The organism is Paenibacillus tundrae (genome assembly GCF_030812775.1).
Lineage (GTDB): Bacteria > Bacillota > Bacilli > Paenibacillales > Paenibacillaceae > Paenibacillus > Paenibacillus tundrae_A.
The window spans coordinates 122,371-148,215 of the sequence record NZ_JAUSTI010000015.1 but is presented as its reverse complement, the minus strand read 5'-3'; the positions used below and the strand labels follow the sequence as shown (position 1 = coordinate 148,215).

The window sequence follows — 25,845 nt, the reverse complement described above, 5'->3', positions numbered from 1 at the left end:
TTCAAGCGAAACTCAAACAGCGCGCACCGATTGAATATCGATGCGCGCTGGCAGCATAGCTTTTTTCATCTGTCTACTTGACAGGGGTATGACCAAGTGATGGTTTTTCTTCATTCTTCTATGACAAGTTGCTTCTGAATTATTTCGGCTGAATGTAGCCTTCAGCTTTGAGCAACTCTGCAATCAATACTGCACCACCAGCCGCACCGCGGAGGGTGTTGTGGGACAATCCAACGAATTTGTAATCGTACATGGAATCTTCACGTAATCTACCTGTGGATACACCCATTCCACGTTCGATGTCACGATCCAGCTTCGTTTGTGGTCTGTTTTCTTCTTCGAAGTACGTGATGAACTGTTTTGGTGCACTTGGCAGAGCCAGTTCTTGCGGACGACCTTTGAACTGCAACCAACGCTCCAAGATTTGCTCTTTGCTTGGTTTATTCTCAAAGTTAACAAAGACTGTTGCCAAGTGTCCATCGGTTACCGGAACACGAATACATTGCGTCGTAATCAGTGGTGCAGATGCTTTCACGATCTGATTGTTCTCAACGCTGCCCCAGATGCGAAGTGGCTCCTGCTCACTTTTCTCTTCCTCGCCACCGATGTAAGGAATAACATTGTCCAGCATATCTGGCCAATCTGTAAAGTTTTTGCCAGCTCCCGAGATTGCCTGATATGTGGAAGCTACGACTTGTGTTGGGCCGAATTCACGCAAGGCATGAAGTGCTGGTACATAACTTTGAATAGAGCAGTTCGGTTTCACCGCAATGAATCCAGTAGAAGTACCCAGGCGTTTTCTTTGTGCTTCAATGACTTCCAGATGCCCTGGGTTAATCTCAGGAATGACCATCGGTACATCTGCTGTCCAGCGATGAGCGGAGTTGTTAGAGACTACCGGTGTGCCTGTTTTGGCATAAGCTTCTTCAAGCGCTTGAATTTCATTTTTCTTCATATCAACCGCACAGAAGATAAAATCAACCTGGCTAGCGAATGCTTCAACTTGGGAAGCGTCTTGAACAACAATATGTTTAACACCTTCGGGGATCGGAGCTGTCAATTTCCATCTACCTTGAACCGATTCCTCGTAGGTTTTACCTGCGGAGTTTGCACTTGCTGAGATTGCTGTTACTTCGAACCATGGATGACCGTTAAGCAGATCCACAAAACGCTGACCTACCATTCCTGTTCCTCCGACAATGCCGACTTTCAATTTTGCTGACATAATATCATCATTTCCTTTCGGTATAAGTTGAATGTTGGGTCTCTGATATTCGTTAATTGGTTGTTGGGACGCCGTGATTCTTCCCTTATTAAAACCTATTCAGGTATTACCAAAGCGTGTAAATTTCACCCTGGAAAAACCAAAAAAATCCCACCCCCAAGACCGAAGTCTCAGGGACGAGATTGGATCACTCGTGGTACCACCCAGATTCGCCAATATGTCGCCATACTAGCCTCTTTGAGTTAAGAGCGACAATGCCAATGTTGGTATGCCTACTTATACTCTAGCTCTGTAACAGGAGCTCCTGTCACACCATCCCTTTACTTATTATAAAGTTCCGATGTGCTGCTCTGAGTCTTTATTCAACCAAAAATTCTTTACCCCTTTTCAGCTACCGGAGCTCTCTGCCAAAGAATGCTTTTAGTCTACTCGTCTCTTCAATGCATTTGATATTGCGATTATAATATCAAAAGATCGGTTATGAAGTAAACCCTTTTTTATTTTTTATGCAAAAACGACAGAATCTAGGTCTAATTTCTCCCAGATGATCATGCCCAATATGTCGCAAGACTACGAAGATAAGGAGCCAGCTTGGGCTGTAATTCCTTGCGCATTCCCCTTTGATTTTTGGTAATGTTTGTACTGCTCATCGTCTATTTCGATGATATCTACATAGTTGTAATCACATTTCTGTATGACTTTATTAGAAGCAGCATTCTCTAATAATGCAATCGCATGTAGTAATTCTACATTTGTATGAGTGAACAAATATTGCGTTATTCCATGAACAGCCTGTGTTGTATAGCCACGGTTTCTATAGTTCTTGGAGATGCCGTACATAATCTCCCGATTAGGTGCGGGTAGCTCTTCTTTTATCCCTGAGCAACACCAGCCTATGAACTCATCTGTTTCCTTATGAATGATAGCCAATCGTAGAAAGAGCGAGCCGATGTCTCCCCCAGCCTTGACGGCTTGTTTAAACTTCTGATTTTCTGGAATCTCGTATTCAGCCAACCAATGCGCCCGATCTTCGGCCGAAGCATTCCATCCTGGTAGAAATTCGTAAACCTCTGGCTGCCATGTGATCTCTTGTAATTTATCCAGATCCTCAAGTCGATACTCACGCAAATAAATATCCTGACACTCAATCGTTAACTCACTTAACATTTCGTTATGGTGCATTGTTATTTCCTCTCTATTTCACAAATTAAATATATGTAGTCTATATAGATAACACTATCCAATTTCTCTCATGACGCCCCTCCTAACTACAGCAATTTTAACCTAATTTGTGGAATTTCTCTATATGTGAGTGTTCAAAAAGGTCGGTTTCAGTCCCAAGAAGGCAGACTTTTGAACCACCTCTATAGCTAGAATAGCCCCCAGCAACCATCATGCCGGAGGCTATCATTTATAAATGAATTAGACTAACTTAACATACTTACTCTGGATATTGAGGTCTGCTCACCTTATCAGGTACGGATTCATCAAATACATCCTGACCTGGATAATCTCTAATATCACCTTCGTGAAGCTCATGGTTCTCATAGTCAAACCGATGTGCCGTTCTCTGATCTACTCGCCAAGGCGAGCTTTTCCCCAGTGATTCTGACATTAGTGATGATCCGTATGGTCCCTCAGGAAATTCTTCAAGAAACAGATCATTTCGTTGAGATTCTACGGTAGATAGATCCGTTGATTCTTGTCGATCCTCTTGCATAAATTTGTCCTTCATTAATTCGACCTCCTATCCGCTCTGACATAGTCAAAGCATGATTAGAGTGATCAAGGAGCACGTAATTTATGCATGTTTTATAAGGAAGTTACAGAATTATTAGAAGTCTCGAATCCATATATAACCTATAAAAATTAGTAGTCCAATTACACCAATCCACGTATCCTGTTTAGACCACTTTAGCAAGGAAGTTGTTGATCCAACACGATAATTCTCTCTAACCTTTCGCATCTCCATTGCAATCGTCATATCCTCTGCCCGTTGGAACAAGGACATCATTAGTGGTATAACCATTGGTCCGAGGTCACGTACACGTACTGTGTTAGGTCTTAATGCAGCTTTGCCTCGTGCGCGCACAATGAGCGAGAATCGCTGCCATTCACTCCAGATCATCGGGATAAAACGGAAGATTAAAGACACAGCCAGGGCAAACGAAGTAACAGGCAACTTGATCTTTTGTCCGATTGCCAGCACCCAATTCAAGCCTTCCACCATCCGCCCATAAGGTGTTGTTAGTGAGAACCATAGACTCGCAAGGGTCACGATAAACAAACGATACACATTAAGCAGTGTAGCTTCTGCCTGAATAAGAGAAAAACCCAGTTGCAAACTTCCACTTGCTGTGGAGAGCGTTGTTCCTGATAAAACTGTAGAAATGATGAAAAAGAACAACAGTGGCTTCATTAACTTCATACAACTTACAAGTGCTTGACGGGGTAGGATTCCAAGTGCAAACACGACAGGCACTAACGTTAGCGTTAGCCCCCACCAGCGATGCTGTAGCATCGTTGCCGTCACTAACAAAATATACAATATCCATTTCAAACGTGGATCCATTACACGATACAGACCATTCGAATGAATGTATTGATTGTTGTTTGTCGCTGAATGAACAGGGATACTCGCTGTACCTTCATTCCATTCATTAGCCTTCGAATTCAATTGAGTATACGTCTGGTGTTTAGTAGATTCATTACCAGTTGGAACAGACTCGCGAGTGTTATTGCTCATTTCCTGTCCTTCTGCCTTCATTTGAATTATACTCGCTGCCATCGCCTCTGGTGTTAGTGCCGTCGATGGCATAGCTAACCCCACTGCCGCAAATTGCTGCGTTAACTGCATAGAAGGTGGCAGGCCCATTCCGGCCTGTATCAGAAGCTCAGGCTGCGCATGAAGCTCTCTTGGCGTCACATCCGCTACAAGCCCGCCGTCTTGCAATACTAAAACCCGGTCTGCTATAGGTAAAAACGTGTCCAGATCATGCGTTGCTACCACTGCTCCTCGTTTATCCAGTCGATGTTGAGCAAGAGCATCCAATAGTAATACAACGCTAATTGCTTCTAGCCCAGCACTCGGTTCATCTAACAATAACCATTCAGGATCAACGACAGTTCCCAAAGCAAGCCCCAGCCGTCTACGCTCTCCGCCACTCAGCGCAAACGGAGATCCATCTAGGTCAAATTGCCGTGAATCGGTTCGACCTTTTGCAGTGTCCCACTGTTCAAGTGCTTGTGTGATTAATTGCTTCTGCTGACGCTCGGTATACCGATAAGGACGCATGGAATAAGCGAATTCTCGCTGAATTGTCCGGGCAAACACCTGTTGCTCTGGAAATTGAAACACCATCCCCATTCGTAACAACATCGACTGCGAAACCTTGCCTTGCTGCCAGAGCAACTCATCTCCAAGTCGAATTGCCCCTTGATCTGGAGGCTTCAGACCAGCCAACATCTGCAGTATTGTCGTTTTACCCGATCCAGTCCGACCTAATAGCAGCGTAATTTCTCCACTGCGTAGCGTGATAGATATATCATGAATTAAATTCCGTTGATGAAGTTCTACACCTCCGACGCTCACATGATCTAACTCAATATTCAAGAGCTTACCTCCCTTACAAGCTGCTCAGGTCGAAGAGGTGTCGCTTGGGGAAGCATTCCTTGTTGTTTAAGAAGCTGTGCGGTCTTCACCGTAAATGGTGGGTCGAGCTCTAACTGGCGGCAAACGGATTTTGCCTCTACTTTTCTTGATTCATCCCCTTCAACCTCAGGTGAATAGAAGAATGCAACCGGATCACCATCATAGACACAACCCCCTTTGTCCATAGCGATAATTCGATCACATAACGTCGCTTCTTCCAGATGATGTGTAATCCAGACCACCGCGGTTCCTTGCTGGATAATATGTTCAACTATACTCTCAATCCGTTCACGAGCACCAGGATCAAGCATTGCCGTTGGCTCATCTAGCACTAAGATATCCGGCTTAGCCGCAAGCGCCACTGCAATATTTAAGAGCTGCTTCTGACCACCAGATAGCCGAGCAATGGCTGCATCGGGTGACATCCGAAGCCCTACGGTATGTAAAGCTTGTTCTCTACGTCTTTGCTTTTCTTCGGCAGACACGGAGAGTGAGGATAAGGCAAAATGAAACTCTTCTTCTATGGTATCTCCGAGTACCTGTGCATCGGGATGCTGCAACACCCCACGGATAGTAACATCTGGTTTAACCATTCTTGATCCACCGGAAAGCGGTATAAAACCGATTAACAGCCCAGCAATTGTACTTTTCCCACTCCCATTGGCTCCTACAATGCTAATCCATTCGCCTTTATGAACATGCAATGATACGCCATCAACAGCCTTTCGAACCTTGTCAGGCGATAAAGCATAATAAACCCGGACATTGTCCAGTGTAATTAGAGTTGTTTCATCTTGCATTGAGATTTTGTCCTTCCCCTTTTGATTCTTTTGTGATACGATCCGAATTGTTAACCACATAATTATTATTGGTTAACAATAAGATTAGCAAAATTGAAAGGATTGTTCAAACATGAAATTATCTTTGCGTGGAATTGTTTTTAGCGCCCTTATGGCAGCCATACTTGTTCTGTTTGGTTATATTAGTATCCCCATTGGATTCTCACCTGTACCCATTACACTACAAACCCTTGCCGTCATGTTAGCTGGAGGGTTGCTCGGTCCACGCTATGGATTTTTGAGTATCGCCCTTGTCGTTGTGCTAACCGCGATTGGCTTTCCTCTGCTTCACGGTACTGGAGGTATGGCGGTTATTCTTGGTCCAACAGGCGGATATGTATGGATGTGGCCTTTCTCCGCAATGCTCATTGGTCTATTTCTTACGCGAATTAAGCTGAATGGGTTCGTAGGTTACTTCCTTGCGTTCATTGTACTTGAATTGTTCGGAGCGCTATTGATTTACGCCTCTGGTGTCCCATGGCTCGCGTATCAATATAAAATGTCATTTACTGAAGCCATGATTCAAGGATTCTACCCTTACATTATCGGCGATCTGATCAAGGCTTTGTTTGCGGTCATCATCATTGCACCTGTTCGAACGGTCTTTCCTCCACAGCGCCTGACGGGGCAGATGAATTCATCTGTCGTGAAAGTAGACGCATAATTACGTATTTCATTCACACTTACACTCGGAAGTTTCGACGATCTTGTCCAGATTCTTTCTATGTAACGTTGTAACAAGGTCAAAGCTGCCCAGATAAACTGGACAGCTTTGGTTTTATTTCATATAAGACTGTGATTCATCACACTAAACCCTATGATACGGTTATTCCCCGATGCTCTATATGCAGTGTCATATCTGCTGTATTTCTGATAAAGGTTTGGTCATGACTAACATATAGGATCGTTCCTTCATAGCCCACTACAAATTGCTCCAACGCCTCCAACGCCTGCGTATCTAGAAAGTTTGTCGGTTCATCTAACAGCAAAATGTTATATTGCCCTAGAAACAATCGACATAATTGAAGACGAATGGCTTCCCCACCACTTAACGATCCAACCTCTTTATTGAGATCAGTGCCGGTAAATTGCATGGCATGTAGACAATTTCGTAGCGCCGCTACATTGTAGTCAGAACGTTTCATCAAAAACTCCAGTATAGTTTCGTTCCCTTTGAACCGATAACTCATCTGATCAAAATAACCAATCTGTGCCTTGGGAGATAAAATAATCCCTGTGTCAGCATCTAGGATATGACGAAGCAACGTACTTTTCCCACATCCATTAGATCCAGTAATGGCTATCTTCTGTTTCAAAGGAATTTGAAAACTGACTTGATCCAGTAATACGTTGTTCTGCACCTGAAGAGTTAAACGATCAGCCATTATCGGAAATTTGTTATGCAGCTCCAGCGCTTTGGATTGTCGAAAATGAATAGGACGATTCTCCTGCACTGCCTCAACTTCATGAAGCTGTTCCATTCGCTGTTCTATGGCCTTAGCCGCCCGATGCACAGCCTTTTGACTCGTTCCCTTAGACTTGGTTTCAAACATTCGATTCGCCTTAGCCTTCGTTTCTCGTTTAGACACGCTGCCCGCTTGCGTTATTTTCTCAGCTTTTTTCATTTTATCTTGTGCAGCATGCATAAGCCGTCTCTTCTCTTTCAAGAATTGCTCATGAGCTTGATTCTGTTGATCTCGTTCGAATCGCTGCTGAGCCTTATAATCACTATAGTTGCCCGAATACACTTTAACGGTGCCATCATTCACTTCCCAGATCGTCGTGACAAGCTCATCTAGAACAGACCGGTCATGACTGACAATCAACAGCGCACCATGGTAATATCGCAATTCGTCGATCAAAAAAGAAATTCCCTCCTGATCCAAATGCGTCGTCGGTTCATCGAACAATAGTGCTTCGTGGTAGTTTGCTAACATTCCAGCTAATTTCAGCCTCGTCTGCTCCCCTCCACTTAACCGTTCATGATGGGCGGGAACGCCAAGTCTACCTAACCATTCCCCATCCGTCTCCTCACACTCAGCAGGATGCGGTGCCTCCATTTGTTCGAAATGGGCATGATCCACATAGCGTTTGACCCTACCAGCGCTTGGCTCAATTGATCCGGCGATTAGCTTTAATAGTGTGCTTTTCCCTTGACCATTACCACCCACAAGACCAATCCGATCCAGCTGATGCACAGCCAAACGCTCAATATTTAATATCTCTTTATCTAAAAAGGTCATTTTAACCTGTTCAAGTTCGTAACAACATTTTTCCATATTCGCTACCTCCGAAATTTATATTGATTTCGTATCGATAGCGTTGATCGATACGAGCAAGCTAACCTCGCTCGTATCAATAGAAAAGTAACATGGACATACGCGAACCTCCTTATCCCACCAAACTCACAAGAGCCCTTCAATTTCAAAGTCAAAAACAAAAAAATCACAGGCTACGGCCTGTGATTCAGTATAAACAGGAATATATGATTTGCTCGTAGAGCCTACCTGAGGATTGTCGAAAATGGACAGACTGCTCCTGTTTACTCTGAACGTTACAGAGCCTTTGAACGTATTTAGTTAACGGTTCAAGGTCAGGAAACGCAATCTCATCGCATGTATCATCTTCAACAATTCTCCTTCCGTTCAAGTATAAATTAACAAGATTAATTATAATTTCCCAACTCTTAAAAGTCAAAAAGCCGCACCCTATTTAGCAAAATTAATATGCTCAATGTAGGCACGGCTGTAAGAATAGTAAATTAGTCAGACAATGTAGACTAAGCAATCTATGAACGTTCCTTGGTACGCTCCTCTTTCTCTAAGTTAGTTTTGAGGCTGACCACTGTGTAAAGTCAATAATGCCTCCTGCGTCCGAACTTGACCGGTTGCCATGGGTACAACTTTCTCATAATTAGCTGAATTCGTTACAATAATCGGTGTCACCGTGTGATACCCTGCAGCCTTGATCTGAGCGATGTCGAACTCCAGCAACAGATCACCCGCTTTTACACGATCACCTTCTCGAATGTGGGATGTAAAATGTTGTCCATCCAGCTTAACCGTATCCACACCCACGTGAACCAGAATTTCGGCTCCTGTATCCGATACAACCGCGAGTGCGTGTTTCTTCTTAAAGGCAACCGTTACCGTTCCGTCAAACGGAGCGACCACTCTGCCCACGGTGGGCTCAATCGCAATACCATCACCCATTGCTCCAGAAGAAAATGCCGGGTCAGGAACTTCAGTTAAACTAACAATCGTACCTTCAATCGGGCTGAGCACCTGTTCATCAGATACTGCCAACGTCCGAACCGGCGCTTCCTCAGTAATGGTAGCAGTTGTTGCTTCTTCTTCAACAGGATCTTTGAAGCCCATAATATATGTTAATACTGCGGATACCACGAAGGATACAGTAATACCCAGAATTAATCCTGGGAATCCTTGACCACCTGGACCATAGAAGATTGGTAGAGTTAACAACCCCGGAGCTCCAGATGCAAATGCCTGTGTCCCTGCTTGCCCGATAATCGCTCCACCAACTGCACCCCCAATTACACCAGCAATGAATGGACGTTTAAGCGGTAAAGTTACCCCGTAAATAGCTGGCTCTGTAATTCCGAACAGAGCTGTCAATGTCGATGAACCTGCTAAGGTTTTAAGCTTTTTATTCTTAGTTTTTAACATAACCCCGAAAGCGGCTCCGGTCTGAGCGAAGATAGATGCTGCTGCCGCTGGTTTAACACCATCACGTCCATGGACAGCAACGTTATTAATAAATACAGGAACCAGACCCCAGTGTATTCCGAAAATAACGAGTAACTGCCACGAAGCACCCATAATTGCACCAGCGATCAATGGACTAAATCCAAAGGCTGCTACTAGCGCAGCTGCGATCGCATTACCTGTGTATACACCGATCGGGCCGAATACTAGCAAAGTAAGAGGAACCATGATCACTAAAAGGAATAACGGTGTTACAAAGTTCTTCACGCTATCGTGTAACGTTTTGTTAAAGAATTTCTCCAGCTTGCTCATCACAATTACAGCTAGAATAATAGGAATAACGGTAGATGAGTAACTCATCAAGATGACAGGGATACCGAAGAAATCAGTAGGCGTTCCCTCTGTCTTGAGCGTAACAATTGTTGGATAGATTAAAGCACCGGCAATCGTTAAGGCTACGAAGGCATTACCTTGGAATTTACGAGCAGTTGTAACCGCTAACAACAGAGGTAAGAAATAAAATAAACTGTCTGATGCTGCATATAAGATGATGTAGGTCGTTTCTGTTGTTTCCAGCCAACCGACATTACTTGCGATAAGTAGTAACCCTTTAAGTATACCCGCACCAGCCATAACACCTAATAGTGGTGCAAAGATGCTTGAGATGACATCAATGATACCACCAAGACCTTTAGCTGATTTTTTCGGCTTTTCTTTGTCCGAGGAATCATTCAGAATGTTGCTAATTTCACCGATGGCGCTATACACCTCCGGCACTTTGTTACCTACGACAACCTGGAACTGTCCCCCATTTTCCTTGACTGCAATAACACCATCGGTTTTCTCTAGCTTCGCTTTGTCAGCCTTACGATCATCCTTCAATACAAACCGTAGTCGTGTTGCACAATGAACCAATGACACTACATTTTTCTCGCCGCCGACTAGCTCTACGATCTCTTTAGCCAGTTTTTGTTGACTCATGATTGCACCCCCATATTTTTTGAACACGCACTATAACAGAACATACATTGCATTGGTGCAAAGTTCTCTCACAGGCCTCCTACCGATTTTTTTGCACGCAAAAAACCTAAGCCTTGAAGAAGGGGCACACTTTCATCCGTGCCTTCTCATGACTTAGGTTTTGCCTGCATAACCAGTAACAATCCCAGTTAAATCGTATTCATTTCCTGTTAATATCATAATATTATAATTTAACCATATTTGTCAACATTTATTATTTGCGAATATTTATGCTAGATCATATGTGATATTGTTCTAGTTTTTCAGCGATTAACTACTCGCTCAATATGAACGGTAAGATATAGTTTTTCCTCGTTAGTAAGCTGATGACTGTATTCTTTGTTCACAAACATCTCTATTTTCTCTGTACAAGCTGCCGCCTCAGGATGCTTCACCTTAATCATGTCATAGATATGGTCGTAGTTATTATCATAATGCGTACCACTCAGAACCCTTTGGGAGAAAAACTTCAGATGTGTGATGAATCTAAAATAGCTAAGTGACTCTTCATCAAATTCCATTTTGAAATGGTATTTGGCAATATTAATAATTTGCTGAATAAACTTCGTAATGTTCATCGTGGTAATCACTTCTTCATTCATCTCTGCATTCACAATATGAAGGGCAATGAACGCTGCTTCATCTTGCGGGAGATCAAGATTCATCTTGTTTTTTATATTTTCTAACGTTTTTAAACCTAAGCTGAACTCCGCTTTATATAGTTGTTTGATTTCCCACATCAGAGCATTTTTAATCTCGACTCCTTCGCGATAACGTTCAATCGCAAAATTGATATGGTCGGTTAGAGATACATAGATATTTTCATTCAAATTTCTGCCTAACTGATCTCTAGCGTAAGTAATAATTTCTTCAACAATCTCAATAAGCTCCAATGGTACTTCACGAAGCAGCATTTTGAAATTATCCGATGTCTGCTTGTTTTTTAGTGCAAATACTTTCTGAATACGGGTCTCATCTACTATATCTCCCGGTTTTTTCTTAAAGGCAATCCCACGTCCCATCACCACAAGCTCTGCTCCATCGGCTTGATATATGCTGATCACGTTATTATTGATAACCTTAGCTATTTTCACTTCAATCCCCCCGTCACGTTCCACGTATATCTGTAATTTATCATTTTTGGGCGCAAAAAAAACCTGAAGCAACACAAAATAAACAAGACATCATGTCTTCTTTTTTTGTTGCTCAGGTTTTGCCTACTTCGTGTAGTAACAATCCCATAAACGATATATTTGCGTCAAGTATAGCGCGAAACATGTCCATATGTCAACGCTTTCAATGAGGGGACAATCGGAAGTTCCAGCAGTTCTGGTTCTTCCGATTGCTTAGCTTCGATATTATTCTTCACCAAGATTGGTTCCGTTAGATTGAATTACATTTTGATACCAAAAATAGCTCTTTTTCTTCACACGTTGCAGAGTTCCGTTCCCTTCATTATCCCGATCAACATAGATATAACCGTAGCGTTTTCTCATCTCGCCTGAAGAGGCACTAACGATATCAATTGGCCCCCAGCTCGTGTAACCAATAATGTTCACACCGTCTTGAATTGCTTCACCCATTTCGGCAACATGACGTTTCAAATAATCAATCCGGTAGCTATCATCTACTTCACCTTCTGCTGTGACTTCATCATGAGCACCGAATCCATTTTCTACGACAAACAGTGGCTTCTGATAACGGTCGTGCAATTGATTCGCAGTGATACGGAATCCTTTTGGATCGATTGTCCAGCCCCATTCGGATTTGGCCAGATACGGGTTAGCCACAGAACCAAATACGTTCCCACTTGTCATATTTTTGATCACTTCTGGATCGGTGCTCGTTGTACGGCTTGAATAATAACTGAAGCCAATGTAATCCACAGTATGATTCTTCAGGATTTCGGCGTCGCCTGGCTGCATTTCAATGTTCAACTTGTGATCCTTGAAGAAACGTTTGGCATAACCAGGGTATTCACCACGTGACTGAACATCAATGAAGAAATAAGACTCTCTATCCTTCTCCATGCCTTGGAACACATCTTCTGGATTACAAGTGTATGGATAAAAGCTGCCGGCAGCAAGCATACAACCAATCATTGCATCTGGAATAATTTCGTGACAAGCCTTCACAGCTAGTGCACTTGCAACCAACTGATGGTGGGCAGCCTGATACTGAATTTCCTTAATGTTATCCCCTTCTTCAAATGCCAAGCCAGCTCCTAAGAATGGCAGATGCAGTAGCATATTGATTTCATTAAAAGTCATCCAGTATTTCACTTTATCTTTATAACGTGTAAACACGGTTGTTGCATAAGTTTCGAACAAGGTTACCAGCTTACGACTTCTCCAGCTGCCATACTTCTGAATGAGGTTTACAGGCACATCGAAATGTGCAAGTGTAACGACAGGCTGAATACCATGCTTCAACAATTCATCGAAGAGATCATCGTAAAATTTCAGACCAGCCTCATTCGGCTGTGTATCTTCACCTGATGGGAAAATTCGAGCCCAGGCAATGGATACACGCAGTGCTTTGAAGCCCATTTCAGCAAACAAAGCAATATCCTCAGGATATCGATGATAGAAATCAATCGCCCCATGCGAAGGATAGAACTCGCCTTCTAACGGTTCAAAACCTGGAACATTCCCCTTCATAATGCTTCTACGATTCTCACCAGTTGGTAAGAGATCAACAATACTCAGACCTTTACCATCTTCAAGGTAAGCACCTTCCGCTTGATTGGCAGCAATAGCTCCACCCCATAGAAAATCTGCAGGAAATTTAAAGTTAGTCATCATCATTCTCCTTCCGAATTATGTAATTCATCGTCCACCATGATTCTGCAATCTAGGATATATAAATAGAAAAAACCCGAACCAGCCTGGTTACACATTGACGTGTAAGCAAGCAAGCTCAGGTTATGCCCGTATCGGTAACATTCCCAGATCACAGTTATGCGGATTGGATAAAACTTTAGCAAGGAATAGAGAAAATGTCAATTTTAATGTGGATTCTTTTTAGAAATAGTAATAATGAGAGCGTATTCACCTTACTTGCACGACTGCACAGCTGGAATCTTATAAACTATTTCAATCAGCATCAATCCGTAATCCACCAGTATTTGTACGTTACTGTACATATGCATAAGATTTGTATAGTAAGTTGCAGGAATAGTGATATTCAACCATACTGAATTTGAGGTGAACATACGATGACAGATTCATTGGACAAGCGTGTTCTACGCTCCAAAACCGCATAGAAAGAGACCTTTGTGCATTTGTAATTTCAAAAGCCGTTCCAGCAACTATCCATATCCGAAATTGTGCGAGAAGCTAACTATAACCGGGGAACATTTTACGCCCATTATGCCACTAAAGACGAACTGTTACACGAAGTCATTCAAGATGTATTGGATGAGTTCATTAGACAAATTCAGCATCCCTATCAGTCGATTAGCAAAGTGAATTTGAAAGAAATGCAGACGGATGATATTACGTTATTTACATATCTGAAAAAGCATGCAGCTCTCTATAAATTGCTGTTAAGCGATCATATCCAGGTCGATTTTAGATACCAAATCGCGCGAGCTATAGAGAATCTATTTCTATCGGAGTATGAGTACGAACTGGAGGAAGGAACCTTAATTGACCCTAAGTGGCTGTACATCTATCGTGCGCATGGCGTCGCGGGTCTCTTGATTCGTTGGATTGAAGAAGAATTCCCCACATCCCCGCAGTATATGAGCACACAGATTGTGGAGCTCATGCTGTTGTCCACTGAAGTTTTCCATGTGAAACGGGAGAGAACATGATTTGAACTTACTTTTACTAACAAAATTGGTGTCTATACCACTAATTTCTACATGATTTTTCACCCAATTATTAGGGTACTTTGATGTCGGTTAACATGTTATAGTTCAATTCAGAAAACGCTTTCAATCCTATTTTTGGAGGTGGTTCCTTTTTTGGACATTAGGTAAAATGTTACTTCTTGGACCCAGATACACCGTATTCGTTGGTTCATTCGGTAGTACACACTCATTTTCTAGAAAAGGAGATTATGATTAATGACTAAACGTAAATCTGTTCTCTCTCTTACCCTCGTCACGGTGATGATCGTATCACTTTTCTCCTCGGCCATCGCATCAGCGGCTAGTAACGAACAAGTTCAGCCTACTGTGACTGCCGCACCTTCGAATATTCAATCGTATGTTTCAGCGATGGAACCCGGATGGAACCTCGGGAATTCACTGGATGCCATTGGAGCAGATGAGACAGCCTGGGGCAATCCACGCATCACAAAAGAGTTGATTCAGAATATTGCCAACCAAGGCTATAAGAGCATTCGCATCCCTGTGACCTGGCAGGCTCATATTGGTGGCGCACCTAACTACACAATTGATGCCGCTTACATGAACCGAGTGCAAGAAGTGGTAAACTGGGCTCTCGATGCCAATCTGTATGTGATGATTAATATTCATCATGATTCATGGCAATGGATCAGTTACATGGAGAATGATCGCACGAATGTTCTTGCTCGATACAATGCGGCTTGGACTCAGATCGCCAATAAGTTCAAGAACAGCTCGAACAAGCTGATGTTCGAAAGTGTCAACGAGCCCCGTTTCACTGAAGGTGGAACAACGGATCCTGCAACTTCATACCGTCTATTGGACGAGCTGAATACGTCATTCCATAACATTGTGAGAACATCTGGTGGTAACAACGCTACTCGCCCTCTCGTTCTCCCAACGTTACATACAGCTTCTAATCAAGCTGATTTGGATGCCTTATCACAAACTATTTCCAAATTAAATGATCCGAACATTATCGCTACAGTGCACTATTATGGATTTTGGCCGTTCAGTGTAAACATTGCAGGTGTTACCAAATATAACGCTGAGGTTCAAAAAGATATTACGGACACATTTGACCGCGTCTACAATGCATTTGTAGCTAAAGGCATCCCTGTCATTGTCGGCGAATATGGCTTACTTGGATTTGACCAGCATACCGGTGTCATTCAACAAGGTGAGAAGCTGAAATTCTTCGAATTCATTGGCCAGTACCTTCGTCAAAAGCAAATGACAACGATGTTATGGGATAATGGTCAGCATTTTGGCCGTACATCCTTCACTTGGTCTGACCAAGATCTCTATAATACGATGAAAGCAAGCTGGACTGGACGTTCTGCAACAGCAGAATCAGATCAAGTCTATCTGAAAAAAGGCGCTGCAGTACAAGATAAAACCGTAAAATTGAATCTGAATGGCAATACGTTCAACTCTCTTGTTCATGGAAATACAACCCTTGTTAAAGGGACAGATTACACCATTAGCGGTGATGTACTCACATTGAAATCCAGCTTGTTAACTAGACTTACCTCTTCAGGCAACCTTGGTGTTAATGCGAAGCTTACAGCAAAATTCAACAAAGGAGCTAACTGGCATTTTAATCTTATCAAATATGACACACCTAAATTGAACAGTACAACAGGTACTACAAGCTCATTCGCAATTCCAACAACATTCAATGGCAACCAACTTGCCACTATGGAAGCAACCTATGTCAATGGCGGTAATGCAGGGCCACAGAACTGGACATCGTTTAAAGAGTTCTCCTACACGTTCAGCCCGAATTACAATAGTAATGTCATTGAGTTGAAACAAAACTTCTTCAATGAAACCAATGATGGACAAGTCATTCTTAAGTTCCATTTCTGGAGCGGAGATATCATCACCTACAAAATCACGAAAAATGGGAACAGCGTTGTTGGCACAGCTTCCTGAATTGAACATAACCTAACTCACTTCAATTAAAAATCATTCAATACGGCGTCCTGTCAGAGCACTTCGCTCTAACAGGGCGTTTGTGTATATTTAGACTTGTGTCACTCCTACCATAGATGACCTTATCTGTATTTATTTTTGGATGTTTTCGATAGTTCCGAATAACGTACAAGTAGCGCCTCATACCTATACTGTAATTTGGTTTGAGGAGGTAACACCATGTTTAAACGTGTCGATCGTTTGGCGATTGAGCTTCCCCTCTCAGGAAGTCCTGATCCCAACGGAGCGAGTGCTGTACAGGAACTACTGGGTGGACGATTCGGGGAAATGTCAACGCTCAACAATTATATGTTTCAATCTTTTAATTTTAGAGGAAAAACAAAGCTTCGTGCCTTCTATGATATTGTTGCAAGTATCACAGCGGAAGAATTCGGGCATGTTGAATTAGTTGCCAATACGATTAATCTCATGTTAGTGGGTTCTACATCTCCGGGTGATCCAGATTCTACACCTTTACGCATCGGTAAAGACGCACGAATGACCTCCCATTTCATTGAATCTGCCCAAACCGCACTCCCGTATGATTCCATGGGTAGACCTTGGAATGGTTCGTATGTTGTAAGTAGTGGCAATCTAATCTTCGATCTGCTGCATAACTTTTTTCTGGAGTGTGGTGCACGTACGCATAAAATGAGAGTCTACGAAATGACGGATCATCCTGCGGCTAGGGAGATGACCGGTTATTTGCTTGTCCGCGGAGGCGTACATATCTTGGCTTATGCAAAAGCACTACAGATCGCCACTGGGGTTGACGTGACTAAATTATTTCCGATTCCGAAACTCGACAATAAAGTGTTTGATACCACTCGTAAATGGGAAGCGATGGGTGAACATCGCAGGCTTTATACATTTAGCGATAAGGATTATCAGAACATCGCACAGATCTGGAAAGGTGTGCATCCTATTGATGGAGGCAAATTGGAAGCCTATGCCGGCCTACCTGGTCATAGTGGGAGCATTCCTGATCTGCCTGATCTACCCGAAGAATTCGCTCCAGGCATCTCTGCCGAGGATCTGCTGTTGATTGCTTCAAGGTTGAAGCGAGAAGCGGGTCTATAGGCTGGAGTAAATACCACCCTAAACATGTAAAAAGGAACCTGATAGACTCACCAGGTTCCTTCTGAATATTTTCTTATTGTGGTTTCGTGAATCTTACAACCATAATAGCTTCACTATTTGCCTGTACGTTTCCGGTTATGGATGTTTCCACGCGTTCAATCGTTTCATTTCCGTTTGGAATCAATACAGGTGTAATAATCGGTAGACCGGCATTCTGAATGAATTCCATATCGAATTCAATCAATAATTGTCCGGCTTTTACCACATCCCCATTGTTGACGTGCAGGGTAAAGCCTTCACCTTTGAGTCCAACCGTGTTGATCCCGATATGCACAAGCATTTGCACTCCGGTTTCATGTTCAAGGATGATTGCATGTTTACTCTTGATCATGACATGTGCGATCGTGCCATCAAACGGTGCAACTACCCGGCCTTCGGATGGCTCAATAGCGAGTCCTTCGCCCATATGCTTCTCTGAGAAAGCAGGATCAGGAACTTGCTCAAGCTCAACCGCAGTGCCCGTCATAGGTGACAAAATGGTTAACGATTCTACCTTTTGGCGGCTGCTTGTGATCTCATTCGTATGAGTACGCTCAACCTCTGACGGATCTACTGCTACTGCTGGATTCGTCCTAATCCCATTGGCACCGCCTGAATGCGTAGACGTAGCCGTTTCCACAGCAGGTGCATCCTTATAACCAAAGAACCATGTCAGTGCAAATGCGATAGCCATCGCAGTCAGATTGGACAGAATGTACAATGGAAGTTGGCTATTCAGGTACAGCAATGTTCCTGGTATTACAGTAACAGCCATACCTGTGCCTTGTAGGTGGAATAATGAAGCAATGAATCCACCAACAGCTCCCCCAACAAGCCCCATAATGAACGGTTTCATGTAGCGCAGATTCACACCGAAAATGGCCGGTTCTGTAATACCCAGAAATGCGGACAATGATGAAGGTAGTGCAAGTGCTTTTAACTTCATATTTTTCGTTTTTAATCCTACAGCTAGACAAGCCGCACCCTGAGCAGCCATAGCGCAGGTAATAATGGCATTAAACGCATTAAAGCCTGTTTTCTCCAACAGCTGAATTTCAAGAAAGTTGAAGATATGATGCACGCCCGTAACAACGATAATTTGATGAAAGAAACCAATAATGATTCCCGCAATACCAAACGGCAGATCCAATACAGCTGTGGTTCCCTGAAGTACCCATTCTTCAAGGGAGTGGAATACTGGCCCGATTGCAAACAATCCTAGTGTAATCATGACTGTAAGCGTAATAAACGGTGTTAAGATCAAGTCGAGCGCCTCAGGCACACGTCTGCGAAGCACCTTCTCGAACTTCGCCCCGATCAATCCCACGAAGAATGCAGGAAGCACGGAGCCTTGATACCCTACCACTGGGATAAATCCAAACATATGCAGCGGTTGCGCTGATCCATCAGCTACTGCGTAGGCATTCGGCAACGCTGGGTTAACCAACATTAGACCCAGGACGATACCAAGGACTGGACTTCCGCCGAATACACGGAATGCTGACCATGCGACCAGTGCAGGTAGAAATGCAAATGCAGTGTCCGTCAGAATTTGAGTGAACAGCAGGAAATTCGGTGAAATATCCTCTGGCGTCGCACCGAACAAGGATAAAATTTCATTTTGTGTAAGCAAGCCACGTAGACCCATGAATAGACCTGTCGCCACAAGCACAGGGATAATTGGAACGAAGACGTCACCAAACGTACGGATACCTCGTTGAAGCGCATTGCCTTCCTTTTTTCCCTGACTCTTCACTTCTTCCTTGGAAGACCCTTCAATGCCGAGCTTCTCAACTTCTTCAAAAATGCGATTGACCGTACCTGTACCAAAGATAATCTGATATTGACCTGAATTAAAAAAGGCACCTTTAACCTTATCAATATTCTCAATTTGCTTCTGATCGATCTTCTCTTTGTCATTGACCATGATACGTAAGCGTGTCGCACAGTGGGCGAAGGAAGCTATGTTCTCCTTGCCTCCAATGGCCTGAATGACTTCTTCGGCAATTTTTTTGTTCTCCGACATCTTTATTCATTCCTCTCAATAAATCCATATTCGCCGCCTGAGATACGGACAGGCATGCTTCGTAATCATAAGCGCTACTTTTTGAACAACCTCTCTAATAATCCCATTTGCTCGCTTTGAACTCTGCCTTGCCGCCATGTGCAAAAAAACGAATGCCCACACTATCTCGGCTTGGAAATATGCGGCTAGTGAATACCTCTTCCCCATCATTTACGAATATCTCGACTGAAGATGTATCAACAAACATATGGATTTTGATGATATCCCCTGATAAAGCACAATTTCTAATATTTCCGTTATTTAGCTCTAATGGAGCACCAGATAAAGAGCGATCCAGCGTCAATTTTTGTTGCAGTCGATCATACTGTACCACGGTTTTCTCATCTTCGTTGGTTCGAAACTCAATACCGAAGCGCTCCGCATCAAAATCTGTAATTTCACACTCTAATTCATACGCGATACCTTCAAAACCTGCAAAAGATCGGCTCTCATCATCCAATATGACATGTAGCTGTTGAACTGTTTCAGACGCTCGCAGTTTAACCATTTCCGAAATGGGTTGCTGAATCAGCTTCCCATCCCTCAACGTCAATTGCCGAGGAATCGTCAAGCAGTGTGCCCATCCACTATCATCTGTGGGATACTCGAGATCAGGAAGTCCCATCCAGCCCACAAGGATCCGTCTGCCGTCCGGTGCATTCATCGTCTGAGGTGCATAAAAATCAAACCCTCGATCTAGTTCCTGGAAAGAACCGTGGTTGAACACTCTTGTCTCTAGATCTAGTGGTTCACCAACAAGATATCCTGATTGATAGATGTTGTTGTACAAATCCCCTTCAGGCTGAATTCCTTGAGGCGAGAAGATCAGAATCCCCTGCTTATCCATTGTCATGTAATCAGGGCATTCCCACATGTAGCCGAAATTCGGGAGTTTTGTTTCAACCTCACCAAGAAATTCCCAATGCTTGAGATCTGCTGAACGATACATGACGGTACAGCCCGTTTCATTCGTTCGTTGAGCCCCAATCACACAGTAATATAGCTCTCCATCTTGCCAGACCTTAGGATCTCTATAATGTTCGGTATAACCTGAAGGTACTGAATCAATCACAGGCAGAGGTGTTTTCACCACTGAACCGCTTTCATCCATAATGGCTAAGCATTGATACGGATGCCTGATCCACTCTTCATCCCTTGAGTTACCGGTGTAGAGAAGATGCAGCTTCCCATCCTTTTCAATGGCACTGCCGGAGTATGCTCCATGTGAATCATATTGCTCACCTGGACTTATACCGATGCCGACATTTTCCCAATTCACAAGATCCGTTGAACGGGTATGGTACCAATATTTCATTCCATGTACGGTTCCTAGAGGGAACCACTGATAGAACAAATGATAATGACCTTCATAGTAGGAAAATCCATTAGGGTCATTCAGGAGTCCTGTAATGGGTTGGATATGATATTGCTGTCTCCATGGACAGGCAGATATCAAGGCTGTCAGCTTGTCCATTTCACCTGGCTCTGCTTGTTCTATTCGCCGATAACGCTGTTCTCTATTCATTTTCATAACCATTCCACCCTTGCGTTGTAAATCAATATGTGGCTACACACCACAATAAATGTACATGAATTATTTTGCGCATGGGAACCGGTTCCAACAATAACAAAAAAATAATTCCACCTGCATTTCTCCGCCCGGTGTCGATTCGATGTACTTATAAACGAATCGAATGGAACCGGTTCGATGGAATTATCATAAAGGAAACTTTTATAGTTTGTCAACGCTTTCTCGTGGAATAATTTCTACATCAAGTACAGTCTGCTTCTCCACGACGCTGCCTTGAACGAGTCGAATAATGTGATCTGCCGCCAATTTACCCGCTTGTAAATAGTGAAATTTCACTGTTGTCAGTGTTGGGTGGATCATCTCCGTAATATCATATCCACCAAACCCTGTAACGGACAATTCCTGTGGAATTCGTATTTTATTGGAAAAGGCTGTTTTCATCACACCAAGCGCAATGTTATCCGTTGCTCCTACGATGATCGTGGCTTTGCGATCTCGGACAATAGCTTCCGCCGTTGCAACCGCCTCCGACATTTTAAAACTTGTTTCATGATATGTAACTTGACATTCACCACATTCAGCAATGGCACGCTTGAAACCTTGCTTACGATGAATACCTACTGCCTGATCTCTCTCTGTAACGCCCATATATACAATGTTTCGATGGCCTTGTTGAACGATATATTTCCCCATCTCGTACCCTGCTTGATCATCATTATGAACTAAACTATGGATATTGGGATGTTGTTGTCCAACTAATAGAACTGGAATACCAATCTCTTCAATAGCTTTGAGATGCGCTTCGGTCACTTCCGCGGCAAGAAGAATAATACCTGACACTTTCTGTCTAGCAAAATCATATATGCCATCAATTTCTCGTTTCATGTCCTGACTTGTATTCGCAATTAACATCTGATATTGATTGTTGCGCAATTCTTCATCGATCCCGATTAAGGTCTGTGAAGTTGCAAATGAATCAAGCCTTGGCACAACTGTTCCAATAATACTGGTTTTCTTCGCCTTCAAGCTCTGTGCAAACGTATTGGGGACATAGTTATATTGTTTGATGATCTGCTCAATCTTATGTCTTGTGTTCTCGCTAACCGACCCTCCGTTTAAGAACCGGGAGACGGTACTCTTCGCAACACCTGCCATCTGAGCAATATCAGAAATGGTTTTGTTCATATTTACCCCTTTGAGTTCATTAAAATGTAAAGTAATATCTGTTCATATTATACTTCGAAGCTTCGCGTATGGCGAATCTGTTCAGCACTGTTCAACTTAAGCGTGTAACACTTATCTCTTCTATGACAGAATGACCTTTAAACTTGTTTTAGTTACACATCTGTGTCATCAGGTTAAACACTAAAAGCCCAATTGATGTGAATTCATACCTTGGTATGATTACGCATCAATTGGGCGTTGCTTTACGAACCATATTCAGATGGGATACATGCTCCAAACAACTGTTATAGTACGTGTTCAAAAAGGGTGGTTTTCAGTACCGAGAAGATGGGATGAAGATAGAAATGGAGTAGCGGAGCGTAGGCAAAACTACGTGAGCAACGGACATTTCGGCTGAATCCCATACTCGATGCTGAGATGCCGCTCGCGCATCGTTCGTAATCAAATGCGGACTTTTTGAACAACCTCTTATAATTTTGTGAATGTTGTTTACTTCCTATACCTCGATAATGATGGGAAGGATCATCGGTCTACGTTTGGTCTGAGCATAGATGTAATGACCGATCTCGTCTTTAAGCTTTCGTTTGATCACATTCCATTGATTCACACCGGCACCTGTTAGCTCTTCCATTTTCTTAAGAACCAGCTCATGAATCTCATTCATGAACTCCTCCGAATCCTTCACAAAGACAAACCCTCTGGATATGATCTCAGGAGAAGTAACCATATTTTTATCGGTTTTACTTAATGTCGTCACTATAACCAGCATGCCGTCCGAAGAGAGTTGTCTGCGATCTCGCAGCACAATATTACCAACATCGCCCATAATTAGACCGTCCACAAGGCTGTTGCCAGAAGCAATCTTAGGTCCACGTGAAGCAACGCCATCTTTGTACTGAATCATGTCCCCATTATTAACGATAAATACATGATCATTCTCGATTCCAACCGATTCTGCCAGCAAACGATGCTGATATAACATACGGAACTCTCCATGGACAGGAATTAAATAATCAGGCTTCATCAATGTCAGCATTAGCTTAAGCTCTTCCTGACTTCCATGTCCCGATACATGCATGCCCGAAGCACCGCTTGAGCCATAGATCACCCTTGCACCCAGAACATACAGATTATCAATCACATGGGCAAGATCTCTTTCGTTACCGGGGATTGCCCCTGCTGCAATAATGACCGTATCTCCTGCCGCAACCCTCACATGTGGATGCTTGCCTGCTGCAAGTCTAGACAACGCCGCCATCGGTTCACCTTGACTTCCTGTACATAACACAACGACTTGCTCAGGAGGGAATTGATCCGTATCCATCGCTTCAATTAATAATCCATCAGGGACATCTAGATATCCAAGATCACTCGCTACAGATACGACATTCACCATACTCCTGCCTAATAGAGCCAGTTTACGACCTGTTTCAAATGTAGCATTCACAATTTGCTGAACTCGGCTCACATTGGAAGCAAAAGTAGAGATAAATACTTTTTGCTTGGCACGGATAAAAGCATCTAAGATGTGGTCACCAACCACACGTTCAGAAGGTGTAAATCCCGGTCGCTCAGCATTGGTGCTCTCAGATAACAATATATTCACGCCTTGTTTACCGATCTCACTCATACGATGCAAATCCGGATAAGGCCCGTTAACCGGTGACATATCAAACTTGAAATCCCCCGTATGAACGACGTTTCCTCCGGGCGTTTGAAAGAAAACACCAAGGCAATCGGGGATACTGTGACTTGTTGCAAAAAAAGAAATATCAATCTGCCCAAGCTTAATACTTGAATGTGCATCGATCGTATGCATATCCGTATTGCGGAACAGTCCGTGTTCTTTAAGCTTTAACTCGATTAGCCCTCGTGTTAAACGGGATGCATACACGGGAATATTCAGTTGTTTTAATAAATAGGGAATGCCGCCGATATGGTCTTCATGTCCATGTGTAACGACCAGCCCTCTTACCTTGTCCAAATGCTCTAATAAATACGATACATCCGGGATAATCAGATCAATGCCTAATAGTGTCTCATCCGGAAACTTAGAACCACAATCAATCACGATGATATCCTGGTCATACTGTATGATATACATATTCTTTCCAATTTCATTCACGCCGCCGAGCGCTGCAACGTACAATTTGTTGTGTGCAAGGTTCAAATCAACAGATCCTCCTCTACAATAGCTGTGGTGGTTGGTCTAAACAAAAGATCGAATTCATTACGCTTCTTCCTATTATGGAAGTTCTCCCTTCTCTTATACATGAGATGCTGAATTCGATGTCACAATTAAATATAGAAAAGAGCCCCTGATGAACATTGAAGTTCAACAAAGGCTCTTTCACATCTAACTCGCTAATGCTTACAAACTACACAAGCGAGGTTTGACGTTGAAGCAATACGTTTTGCTCATAATTTTTGATCTCAGTGATCCATTGTTCACGTACCGGCACACCTTGCTGAGCACAGTAATAATCCCAGATCGCGCCGAATGGATAAGATTTGAATTCTTCTGTTAACGCCAGACGCAGCGTGTAATCCCCTTTAAGTTCAGCATCCTTCAATGCTTCAATCGGTTCTAACATCGCACGAAGCAGTGCTTTGATCGTGTTCCGCGTTCCAACCACCCATGCAGCCACCCGATTGATACTTGCGTCAAAGAAATCCAGACCGATGTGTGTTGTAGATAACAGATCATGACGTACAAGTTCACGTGCAATCTCCAGCAGCTCATCATCCATAATAACGACGTGATCACTGTCCCAGCGCATAGGGCGGCTTACATGAAGCAGAATGCCACTCGTGAACAGAGCTAACGAAGATAATTTATTCGAAATGACTTCTGTTGGATGGAAATGTCCAGCATCCAGACAGATTAATGTATCATTTTGTAAGCCGTATCCCATGTAAAACTCATGTGAACCTACCACATAAGCCTCAGAGCCTAGACCGAACAATTTGCTCTCGACTGCATCCAGATTATGCTTCGGATCAAGCTTCTCAGCAAAAACCTCATCCAAAGCGTCTTTCAAACGTTTGCGCGGAGCCATACGATCTACAGGGTTATCCTTAAAGCCATCAGGAACCCATACATTGGTCACACAGGTCTGACCTAACTGTTCTCCGAAATAGGCTCCGATGCGACGGGAAGCTTTACAATGATCAATCCAGAACTTGCGAATTTCCGAGTCAGGGTGACTCAACGTGAATCCATCACTTGATTTTTCATGGGAGAAGCATGTTGGATTAAAGTCTAAACCGAGTCCTTGCTCTTTAGCCCATGTAACCCAATTCTCATAATGCTTTGGCTCAATTTGATCTAATTCAACGCGTTCATCAGTATCAGCATAGATTGCATGCAAATTCACTTTATGTTTACCAGGAATGAGGGCAAAAGCTTGCTCCAGATCTGTTCGAAGTTCATTTGGCGTCGTAGCAGCCCCAGGGTATTGACCTGTTACGGAAATTCCCCCAGTTAACTCGCCTTCTTGATTCAAGAAACCTTTAACGTCATCGCCTTGCCAACAGTGCACAGAAACTTTAATCTCCGCAAGCTTCTTCAGAACTTCATCGGTATCAATCCCGTGCTGTGCATATAGAGACTTAGCCGCTTCGTACGCTTGTTTGACTTGATTATCCATC

Annotated in this window: 18 protein-coding genes, 1 pseudogene and 1 other annotated feature; of the genes and pseudogenes, 5 read left to right on the top strand and 14 right to left on the bottom strand. The window is 43.1% G+C overall.

Annotated features, from left to right (window positions below; translation table 11 throughout):
* Window positions 1-139: 139 nt before the first annotated feature.
* From asd to J2T19_RS22270, 5 genes are all read right to left on the bottom strand, one after another.
* Window positions 140-1,225 carry an aspartate-semialdehyde dehydrogenase gene (asd, locus tag J2T19_RS22290; protein WP_307219683.1) on the bottom strand — a complete coding sequence of 362 codons (1,086 nt, stop codon included), beginning with the start codon at window positions 1,223-1,225 and terminating at the stop codon, window positions 140-142.
* A gap of 169 nt (window positions 1,226-1,394) precedes the next feature.
* Window positions 1,395-1,675: a binding site (T-box leader), on the bottom strand.
* A gap of 120 nt (window positions 1,676-1,795) precedes the next feature.
* Window positions 1,796-2,407, bottom strand: a complete 612-nt coding sequence (locus J2T19_RS22285) for a GNAT family N-acetyltransferase (protein WP_307219681.1) — start codon at window positions 2,405-2,407, stop codon at window positions 1,796-1,798.
* 259 nt (window positions 2,408-2,666) lie between these two features.
* Entirely contained in the window at window positions 2,667-2,960 is a 294-nt protein-coding gene (locus tag J2T19_RS22280) for a hypothetical protein (RefSeq protein WP_145048617.1), read from the bottom strand.
* A 99-nt stretch (window positions 2,961-3,059) separates the two neighbouring features.
* On the bottom strand, window positions 3,060-4,838 hold the full coding sequence (locus J2T19_RS22275) for an ATP-binding cassette domain-containing protein (RefSeq protein WP_307219679.1): 1,779 nt from the start codon (window positions 4,836-4,838) through the stop codon (window positions 3,060-3,062).
* Window positions 4,835-5,677 (bottom strand): ATP-binding cassette domain-containing protein, encoded by an 843-nt coding sequence (locus tag J2T19_RS22270; RefSeq protein ID WP_307219677.1) that lies wholly within the window; start codon window positions 5,675-5,677, stop codon window positions 4,835-4,837. The genes J2T19_RS22275 and J2T19_RS22270 overlap by 4 nt, the downstream gene beginning before the upstream one ends.
* Window positions 5,678-5,789: 112 nt before the next feature.
* On the opposite strand from J2T19_RS22270, the gene J2T19_RS22265 reads away from it, so the two are divergent.
* On the top strand, window positions 5,790-6,380 hold the full coding sequence (locus J2T19_RS22265; RefSeq protein WP_307219674.1) for a biotin transporter BioY: 591 nt from the start codon (window positions 5,790-5,792) through the stop codon (window positions 6,378-6,380).
* A gap of 151 nt (window positions 6,381-6,531) precedes the next feature.
* On the opposite strand, the gene J2T19_RS22260 is transcribed toward J2T19_RS22265, so the two are convergent.
* The 4 genes from J2T19_RS22260 to J2T19_RS22245 form a co-directional block, all read right to left on the bottom strand.
* Window positions 6,532-7,995 (bottom strand): Msr family ABC-F type ribosomal protection protein, encoded by a 1,464-nt coding sequence (locus J2T19_RS22260; protein WP_307219673.1) that lies wholly within the window; start codon window positions 7,993-7,995, stop codon window positions 6,532-6,534.
* Window positions 7,996-8,541: 546 nt separating this feature from the next.
* Window positions 8,542-10,422 (bottom strand): beta-glucoside-specific PTS transporter subunit IIABC, encoded by a 1,881-nt coding sequence (locus J2T19_RS22255; protein WP_307219671.1) that lies wholly within the window; start codon window positions 10,420-10,422, stop codon window positions 8,542-8,544.
* A 302-nt stretch (window positions 10,423-10,724) separates the two neighbouring features.
* Window positions 10,725-11,555, bottom strand: a complete 831-nt coding sequence (licT, locus tag J2T19_RS22250) for a BglG family transcription antiterminator LicT (protein ID WP_307219669.1) — start codon at window positions 11,553-11,555, stop codon at window positions 10,725-10,727.
* Between the two features lie 264 nt (window positions 11,556-11,819).
* Window positions 11,820-13,262, bottom strand: coding sequence for a 6-phospho-beta-glucosidase (locus J2T19_RS22245; RefSeq protein WP_307219667.1), 1,443 nt, complete (start codon window positions 13,260-13,262; stop codon window positions 11,820-11,822).
* 503 nt (window positions 13,263-13,765) lie between these two features.
* Here J2T19_RS22245 and J2T19_RS22240 point away from each other — a divergent pair.
* From J2T19_RS22240 to J2T19_RS22225, 4 genes and pseudogenes are all read left to right on the top strand, one after another.
* Window positions 13,766-13,852, top strand: a pseudogene (locus tag J2T19_RS22240) (TetR family transcriptional regulator); the annotation flags it as partial.
* Window positions 13,853-13,942: 90 nt separating this feature from the next.
* Window positions 13,943-14,278 (top strand): TetR-like C-terminal domain-containing protein, encoded by a 336-nt coding sequence (locus J2T19_RS22235; protein WP_307219696.1) that lies wholly within the window; start codon window positions 13,943-13,945, stop codon window positions 14,276-14,278.
* Between the two features lie 255 nt (window positions 14,279-14,533).
* On the top strand, window positions 14,534-16,255 hold the full coding sequence (locus J2T19_RS22230; RefSeq protein WP_307219665.1) for a cellulase family glycosylhydrolase: 1,722 nt from the start codon (window positions 14,534-14,536) through the stop codon (window positions 16,253-16,255).
* 219 nt (window positions 16,256-16,474) lie between these two features.
* Window positions 16,475-17,374, top strand: a complete 900-nt coding sequence (locus tag J2T19_RS22225) for a manganese catalase family protein (protein ID WP_056692131.1) — start codon at window positions 16,475-16,477, stop codon at window positions 17,372-17,374.
* 73 nt (window positions 17,375-17,447) lie between these two features.
* Here the strand turns inward: J2T19_RS22225 and J2T19_RS22220 are convergent, their stop codons facing one another.
* The 5 genes from J2T19_RS22220 to rhaA form a co-directional block, all read right to left on the bottom strand.
* Window positions 17,448-19,439 (bottom strand): sucrose-specific PTS transporter subunit IIBC, encoded by a 1,992-nt coding sequence (locus tag J2T19_RS22220; RefSeq protein ID WP_307219661.1) that lies wholly within the window; start codon window positions 19,437-19,439, stop codon window positions 17,448-17,450.
* Between the two features lie 94 nt (window positions 19,440-19,533).
* The gene (locus tag J2T19_RS22215) at window positions 19,534-21,009 is read right to left on the bottom strand and encodes a glycoside hydrolase family 32 protein (RefSeq protein ID WP_307219660.1); all 1,476 of its coding nucleotides are present in this window, start codon (window positions 21,007-21,009) and stop codon (window positions 19,534-19,536) included.
* 201 nt (window positions 21,010-21,210) lie between these two features.
* A complete protein-coding gene (locus J2T19_RS22210; RefSeq protein ID WP_307219657.1) occupies window positions 21,211-22,194 on the bottom strand; it encodes a LacI family DNA-binding transcriptional regulator in 984 nt (327 codons plus the stop codon).
* Window positions 22,195-22,690: 496 nt separating this feature from the next.
* Entirely contained in the window at window positions 22,691-24,364 is a 1,674-nt protein-coding gene (locus J2T19_RS22205) for a ribonuclease J (RefSeq protein WP_307219655.1), read from the bottom strand.
* Between the two features lie 208 nt (window positions 24,365-24,572).
* Window positions 24,573-25,844, bottom strand: coding sequence for an L-rhamnose isomerase (gene rhaA / locus J2T19_RS22200; RefSeq protein WP_307219653.1), 1,272 nt, complete (start codon window positions 25,842-25,844; stop codon window positions 24,573-24,575).
* Window position 25,845 lies beyond the last annotated feature (1 nt).